Consider the following 6,927-nt stretch of genomic DNA (forward strand, 5'->3'; position numbering starts at 1 on the left):
TGTCCGGCGGCGGCCGCGAGGGGGAACGAGTGCCGGCCGCCGCCGAACACACCACAATCTGGGACGGATCGGCGGTTTGTAAAAACTACCCCGCGGAAAACGGTCGGGAAAGCGCGTGAAACTGTAGCGGTCCCGCCGGGTGGCGCGGTCGTTCGGTCAGTAATCGGTCGATTTGAACTCGTACACGGACAGCGCCAGCGCCACGACCGCGAACGCCGCGCTCGACAGCACGGACAGCTCCGGCCGCGATAGGCCGCGCTGCTGCACCGCGTCCAGCTCCGGGACAGGCGAGACGAACCCGGTCGCCCGCATCGCGTCGTAGAACACGCCGCCCAGGTCGAGCGGCTTCGGCAGCACCCAGTACGCCACGTCCAGGAAGAACGACCCGGCGAACCCCTCCGGCGGCGACACCAGCACCCGCAGATGCGTGTAGTTGATCGTCCAGCAGAGCAGCCAGAAGAGCAGCGTGCCGAACACACACACGACCGTGCTGCGGCTGACGACGGCCAGGAACGCGGACACGGCGTAGAAGATCGCGAAGTTTAGCACGAGCATCGGCACGGCCAGCCAGTACGTGCCGTCCCACACGCCGGTCTTCGCGCCGAGGGCCAGCCACGTCGCGGCGACGAACACGAACGCCTGGATCGCGACGAACAGCACGACGCCGAGGTACTTCCCGAGCAGCACCGCCCACCGCGGGGCGGGCTTCGCGAGCAGCACCGTCGCGGACTGCGGTTCGAGGAACGTCGGCAGGAACCCGGCCGTCCAGAGCAGCGCGAGCAGCACCCCGGCCGTGTCCGCGAGGACGGCGGCGAGCCAGATCTGCACGTACCGCACGGCGTCCTCCCGGTGGCGGGCGACGGGGACTTTCATCATCCCGAACCCGAGCGACACCTCGCCGCTGACGACCTTCAGCCCGTCCTTCTTGACCTTCTCCTCGCCGATCCGCTTCGCCTGTTCCGGGGTGATGAACCCGCTCGCGTCGTACTGGTCGCCGGTCGCGGCGCTCGGCGCAGTGACGGTCAGGCTGAGGCAGAACAGGGCGCAGACGGAGGTGACGGCGAGCATCACCCACACGAGCTTCGTGGCGACCGACTGGCGGAACGTGTCGCGGACCATCCACCGGACCGTGCGAATCGCGATCGACAGGTTCATGCCGCGGCCCCCTTGTCGTACACGTCTTGCAACGCCGCCTCCAGGGGCCGACCGTTCGATAGGTCTTTAATGGTTCCGGTGAACGCCAGCTTCCCCGCCACGATGACGGCCGCCTCGTCGGCCAGTTCCTCCACCTCGGGAAGGACGTGCGAGATCAGCAGCACCGTCTTCCCGGCCGCCTTCGTCTCGCGGACGACCTCGCGGAGCAACTTCCGGCCGGTCAGGTCCAGCCCCTCCGTCGGCTCGTCGAGGATGAGCAGGTCCGGGTCGTTGATGATCGCTTGCGCGAGGCCGAGCCGCTGGACCATGCCCTTGCTGAACCGGCTGATCGTGTCGTGCCGGCGGTCGGCGAGGCCGACGCGGTCGAGCAGCCGGTCCACCTTCGCGGGCAGCTCTTCCGTCGGCAGGCCGGAGAGGCCGCCGTAGAAGTGCAGCACTTCGGCGGCGGACAGGTAGCGGGGGAAGGCGTGGTTCTCGTGCATGTACCCGACGCGGCCGAGGGTGGCGCGGTCGGACAGCGGCCCGCCGAGCCGGGTGATCGTGCCGCCGGTCGGCCTCGCGAGCGACAGCAGCAGTTTGACGAGCGTGGTCTTCCCGGCCCGGTTCGGCCCGAGCAGAGCGAACACCTTCCCGGCGGGAACGGTGAGGCTGACACCGCGGACGGCCGGGATGGTCCGGCGGCGGAGCGGGTCGGTGGCGTAGTCCTTGCGGACGTTCTCGAAGACGGCGGCGGTCATGGGGGAAGTGTAGCTCACGCCCGGCCGGAAGAGTGGCGGCGGGGGAAGAAAGTGTCAACGGGGCGGAACGCCCGACTTCCGAAGTCCGGCTTCGACTTCGGAAGTCGATCCCGGGAGGAGCGTCCACAAGACCCGCGGAAGCCCCTCATCCCGCTCCACTTCCGAAGTCGAAGCCGGACTTCGGAAGTCAGCTCACGGCAGCACCAGCACCGCCAGCGTGCCGTCGGCGTTGGCGCTGATGAGCTTCTTGCCGTCCGGCGTGAACGCCACGCCGTTCACGGCCGTCGGCATCGCCCACGCCCGCAACTCCTTGCCGGCCAGGTCGAACGCCTTCACCTCGCCCTCCGCGCCGATCACCGCGAACTTGTCCCCGGTCGGGACGACCATCACGCCCATCACCCCGGCCACGCCGGTCTTGATCGTTTGCAGCACCTCCCGCTTTGCCGTGTCCACGACCCTCGCCACGCCGTCCTCGTCCACGGCCACCAGTTTCGCCTTGTCCGCCGTCAGCCCCACGTCCGCCACCCGCTTGACGTGAATCGGCAAGTCGCCGCCGACGGATTCCCGCTTGGCCGTGTCCCAGATTCGGAGGGTGCCGTCGTCCGCCCCGGAAACGACCCACGACAGATCGGCCGAGAACGTGGCGCAACTCGGCGTCCGCTCCTTCTCGGTAATCGGCTCCGGGGCCTTGCCGTCGCCAAGTGGGACGATTTCGTAAACGTCCTTCGTGCCCCGCGACCAGACGCCGACCCGCGTGCCGTCCGCGGACGGTTGCAGGACGTAAATTTTGCCCGTGGACTGGCTCTTGTCCTGCTTCGCCCCCGCGACGGACCAGACGCGAAGCCGCGAATCGTCGCCCCCGGAAGCGACCTTTTCCAGCCCGACGAAGCAAACCGCGAACACCACCTCCGTCGAGCCGGCCAACGTGGCGACTTCCTTCCCGGTCGCCAGCTCCCAGATTTTGATCGTCTTGTCGTCGGACCCGGAGGCGATGAGCTTGCCGTCCTTCCGCACGGCGACGGCCTTCGCCGCCATCGCGTGGCCGATCCGGGCGGACGCCTCGGCCTTGCTCAGCTCGAACACTCGCGCGACCTTGTCCACGCCGACGGACAGGATGTGTTCCCCGTCCGGGGCGAACGCCACGGCCGTCACCCAGTCCGTGTGGCCGCGGAGGGTGCGGACCTCCGCGCCGGTGGCCGTGTCCCAGACGTGGATCGCCATGTCCGCCCCGGCGGACGCCGCGAGTTTCCCGTCCGGGCCGAACGCCACCGCCGACAGCGCCGCCGTCACGCCGGTCGCGGTGGGGCGCTTCGTCGTGTCGTCCTTGTTCAACTGCGAAAGCGTGCCGTCGTCGGAGACGGACCAGAGGGCGAACTTGCCGTCGCCGCCGACGGTGGCGAGCTTCCCGCCGTCGGCGCTGTACGCGATGGCCGCGACCCCGGCGACATGCGCCTGCTGCCCCGTGCCGACCGGCTTCGCTTCAGACGCCGTGACGTTCAAAATCGTCAGCCACCCGTCGGCCGTGCCGACGGCGACCTGCTTGCCGCCCTTGCGGACGGCGAGTGCGGCGACGGCCGACCGGCCGGGCCACGTCCACGCCGCCTTCCCGGCCTCCACGTCCCAGCCCTTCACCGCCTTGTCGATGCCGCCGGACACGACGGTCGGCCCGTCGGCCGCGACCGCCAGCACCGCCGACCCGTGGCCGGTCAGGTCGCGAAGGAACTTCCCGCCCTTCGCGTCCCACAGCTTCACGACCTTGTCGCCGCCCGCCGACGCCAGCCGGCCGCCCGGCAGGAACGTCAGGCTCGTCACCGCGCCGGCGTGGCCAGTCAGCTTGTGTTCGAGCTTGCCGGTGGCCGTTTCGTAGACCCGCACCGTCCGGTCCGCGCCGCCGGTGGCGTACTTCGTGCCGTCTTGGCCGAACGCGGCCGTCCAGACGGAATCCGTCGCCTCGGTGGACGCGCGGTGTTCGTCGGTCGCGCTCAGGTCCCAGAGGCGGATCGTGCCGTCGTCCGTCCCGGCGGCGAGTTGCTTCCCGTCCGGGCGGACCGCGACGGCCGTGGCCGGGCCGAGCAGTCCCTGGAAGTGGCGGACCGTCTTGCCGGTGGCGGAATCCCAGACGCGGACCGTCTTGTCGTCGCTGGCCGTGGCGAACAGCTTCCCGTCCTTCGTCGCGGCGACGGCGTGGATGCGGCCGGCGTGCCCCTCGAACCGCAGGGCCGTCGTCGCCATGCCCGCCGCGGACCCGCCGTCCGGGCCGGGGCCGGTCGTCAGCCGCGGCTTCTGGTCGCCGCCGGCGGTGAAGATTTTCGCCCCGTCGCTGGTGAACAGCACGCCGAGGTTCGCGGCGTTGGCGTCGCTCGCCTGGACGGCCATGACCGGCTTCTTGTCCGACCCGTCGGCCTTGTACACGGCGAGCAGGCCGTTCGCGTCCGTGGCCGCGACGAGCTTCCCGTTCGGGCTGACGGCCACCGCCTCGATCCGCGCGTTCTGGGCCGGGAACGCGACCGCTTCCTTCGCCGTCTCGATGGTCCAGACGCGGACGATCTTGTCGTCGCCGCCGGTGGCGAGGTGCTTGCCGTCCGGCAGGAACGCGAGGCCGCGGATGAGGAGCTGGTTGTGACCGGGAATCTTCTTCTTGAGCTTCCCGGTCTTCAAGTCCCAGACGTGAATCTCGCCGCTGCCGGTGGACGCGACGAGCGTGCCGTCCGCGGACACGGCGACGGCCGGGACCTTGAAGATCGACCGGTCATCGACGGTGGCCTTGTCGTCGCCCGGCGGGGTGACGTGGCCGCGGTACGTGAACACCTCGCGGCCGTTGCCGAGGTCCCAGACGCGGACCGTGCCGTCCCGCGACGCGGAGATCAGCTTCTCGCCGTCCGGCGTGTACGTCATGGCGTTGACGCGATCGGCGTGCCGCAGGCGGACGTACCCGATGACCCGCTCGACGTTCTCCGGCAGGCCGAGCGGCCGGGCCGGCAGCGCCCAGCGCGCCTCGCGGGCCAGCTTCGCCGCGAGCGGCAGCTTCTCGGCCTTGAGGGCGGCGTTCGCCTTCTCCGCGAACTGGTCGGCGGCGGTCATCCGGTCGGCCGGCTCGCCGAGCTTGACGGCCTCGGCCCGTTCCTCCTTGAACTTGGCGAGCGTCGCGGTGACGGCGTCCGCCGTCTGCGCGAGCGCGTTCCCCGCGAAGCCCGTTAGCAACGCTGCCGCCACGAGAAACCGGGCCATGACTGCTCTCCTGATGAAGCCGAGTGGAGTATACAGGGCAGCCCCGACGGCGGGAACGAACGAGTTACACGCCGCGGCGATCTGGTATGATGCGTGGCAGACGCGCGGAGGGCGAAACCATGAGCAGCGTTCGCGGCCGATGGCGGAACGGGAAGGTCGAACTGGAAGGCACGCCACCGGCCGACTGGCCGGAGGGGGCGGAAGTCGAGACGCGGCTGAGCGAGACGGCCGAGGAGGTTCCGGCCGAAGACCCGTCGTTGACCGGGACCGACCCGGAGTCGGTGGCCCGGTGGGAAGCCTACTTCGATAGCTTGAAACAGTTTCAAATGTCGGACGAGGATTACGCGGAGTTCAACCGCGTTCTTGAAGAATATAAGCACTGGGAACTGGCGAACTGGGAGAAGTACCAAGAGAGGATCCGGGGACTGTTCCCCTAGCGGATGGCACGACCACATTCGGAGGAAGTCATGAGCAGCGTTCGCGGGAAGTTACGGAACGGGAAGGTCGAGTTCGACAACCCATTACCGGCCGACTGGTCGGAAGGGGCGGAAGTGGAAACGCGGCTGACGGGCGACGATCGAGTCGCCTCGAACGACGTTCTCGACACGGACGAGAAGTGGGCGGAATTCTTCGAGTCGATCAAGGAGTACCAGATGAACGACGAGGAGTACGCCGAGTTTCAGCGCATCCTCGAAGAGCGAAAGCAATGGCAGCTAGCGAACTGGGAGAAGTACCAACAGAAAATCCGAGGGCTATTCCCATGAGTCGGAAGTACCTCTTGGACACGAACGCGGTCAGCGACCTGTTCAACAAACGCCGCGGTGTTGACCTGCAGGCCATTCGGGTCTCAAAGACCGGGGCCGTACTCGGCACTGCCCTGCCCATCGTGGGGGAACTCTACTACGGGGCGGAGGCGAGTTCGACCCGCGACCGAAACCTGAAGTTGTTGAAGTCCAGCTTGCGCAAGTTGCGGCAGTGGCCTTTTGACTCCGCTGCCGCCCGAGAGTACGGGCGGATCGCGGCCGAACTCGACCGGCGTGGGCGTCCCATACAACAGGTGGACATCCAACTCGCAGCCGTCGCCCTCGTCCTCGGCGCGACGGTCGTGACGACGGACTCTGACCTCTCCGCCGTGCCGGGGCTGAGCGTCGAAAACTGGGCCGTCCCGCCGCCTCCTCCCGTTCCCGCCACCTCGTAAGATGCCCCTCAGTCGCGATTCCCACACCCTTCACAAGGCAGTGCAATCATGTCCGCTACCGCCGACATCGGCCTCATCGGCCTCGCCGTCATGGGCGAAAACCTCGTCCTCAACATGGAAAGCCGCGGGTACACCTGCGCCGTGTTCAACCGCACCACCGACAAGGTGGACGCGTTCGTCAACGGCCGCGGCAAGGGGAAGAAGTTCGTCGGCGCGCACACGCTCAAGGACTTCGCCGCCAGCCTCAAGCGGCCGCGGAAGGTCATGATGATGGTCAAGGCCGGGCAGGCCGTCGATGACACCATCGCGTCAGTCCTGCCGTACCTCGAACCCGGCGACATCCTCATCGACGGCGGCAACACCCACTTCCCGGACACCAGCCGGCGGATGAAGGCGCTCAAGGAGAAGGGCATCCTGTTCGTCGGCAGCGGCGTGAGCGGCGGGGAAGAAGGCGCATTGAAGGGGCCGAGCATCATGCCCGGCGGGGCGGCCGAGGCGTGGCCGGCCGTCAAGCCGATCTTCCAGGCCATCGCCGCGAAGGTGGACGACGGCGTCCCGTGCTGCGACTGGGTCGGGCCGGAGGGGGCCGGGCACTTCGTCAAGATGGTC

The 6,927-nt window shown here is 68.6% G+C and carries 7 protein-coding genes; 4 read left to right on the forward strand and 3 right to left on the reverse strand.

What is annotated here, in order from left to right; all coding sequences use genetic code 11:
• Positions 1-156: 156 nt before the first annotated feature.
• The 3 genes from AC5JJ2_RS06260 to AC5JJ2_RS06270 form a co-directional block, all read right to left on the reverse strand.
• Complete coding sequence (locus AC5JJ2_RS06260) at positions 157-1,155, reverse strand: ABC transporter permease (RefSeq protein ID WP_495857108.1); 999 nt, start codon at positions 1,153-1,155, stop codon at positions 157-159.
• Positions 1,152-1,892 carry an ABC transporter ATP-binding protein gene (locus AC5JJ2_RS06265; RefSeq protein ID WP_495857109.1) on the reverse strand — a complete coding sequence of 247 codons (741 nt, stop codon included), beginning with the start codon at positions 1,890-1,892 and terminating at the stop codon, positions 1,152-1,154. The genes AC5JJ2_RS06260 and AC5JJ2_RS06265 overlap by 4 nt, the downstream gene beginning before the upstream one ends.
• A gap of 192 nt (positions 1,893-2,084) precedes the next feature.
• Positions 2,085-5,120, reverse strand: coding sequence for a WD40 repeat domain-containing protein (locus tag AC5JJ2_RS06270; RefSeq protein WP_495857110.1), 3,036 nt, complete (start codon positions 5,118-5,120; stop codon positions 2,085-2,087).
• A 119-nt stretch (positions 5,121-5,239) separates the two neighbouring features.
• On the opposite strand from AC5JJ2_RS06270, the gene AC5JJ2_RS06275 reads away from it, so the two are divergent.
• From AC5JJ2_RS06275 to AC5JJ2_RS06290, 4 genes are all read left to right on the forward strand, one after another.
• On the forward strand, positions 5,240-5,557 hold the full coding sequence (locus AC5JJ2_RS06275) for a hypothetical protein (RefSeq protein ID WP_495857111.1): 318 nt from the start codon (positions 5,240-5,242) through the stop codon (positions 5,555-5,557).
• Positions 5,558-5,587: 30 nt separating this feature from the next.
• Positions 5,588-5,884, forward strand: a complete 297-nt coding sequence (locus tag AC5JJ2_RS06280) for a hypothetical protein (RefSeq protein WP_495857112.1) — start codon at positions 5,588-5,590, stop codon at positions 5,882-5,884.
• Positions 5,881-6,318: a type II toxin-antitoxin system VapC family toxin gene (locus AC5JJ2_RS06285; protein WP_495857113.1), complete on the forward strand. Its 438-nt coding sequence runs from the start codon at positions 5,881-5,883 to the stop codon at positions 6,316-6,318. Before AC5JJ2_RS06280 ends, AC5JJ2_RS06285 begins: the two co-directional genes overlap by 4 nt.
• Positions 6,319-6,366: 48 nt before the next feature.
• The coding region (locus AC5JJ2_RS06290; RefSeq protein WP_495857114.1) for an NAD(P)-binding domain-containing protein at positions 6,367-6,927 on the forward strand (561 nt) is incomplete at its 3' end.

The organism is Limnoglobus sp. (assembly GCF_059499385.1).

What these genes read in the sequence shown, in the direction of transcription:
- AC5JJ2_RS06260 (WP_495857108.1), bottom strand. Translation starts at nt 1,155, where the DNA reads ATGAACCTGTCGATCGCGATTCGCACGGTCCGGTGGATGGTCCGCGAC.
- AC5JJ2_RS06265 (WP_495857109.1), bottom strand. Translation starts at nt 1,892, where the DNA reads ATGACCGCCGCCGTCTTCGAGAACGTCCGCAAGGACTACGCCACCGAC.
- AC5JJ2_RS06270 (WP_495857110.1), bottom strand. Translation starts at nt 5,120, where the DNA reads ATGGCCCGGTTTCTCGTGGCGGCAGCGTTGCTAACGGGCTTCGCGGGG.
- AC5JJ2_RS06275 (WP_495857111.1), top strand. Translation starts at nt 5,240, where the DNA reads ATGAGCAGCGTTCGCGGCCGATGGCGGAACGGGAAGGTCGAACTGGAA.
- AC5JJ2_RS06280 (WP_495857112.1), top strand. Translation starts at nt 5,588, where the DNA reads ATGAGCAGCGTTCGCGGGAAGTTACGGAACGGGAAGGTCGAGTTCGAC.
- AC5JJ2_RS06285 (WP_495857113.1), top strand. Translation starts at nt 5,881, where the DNA reads ATGAGTCGGAAGTACCTCTTGGACACGAACGCGGTCAGCGACCTGTTC.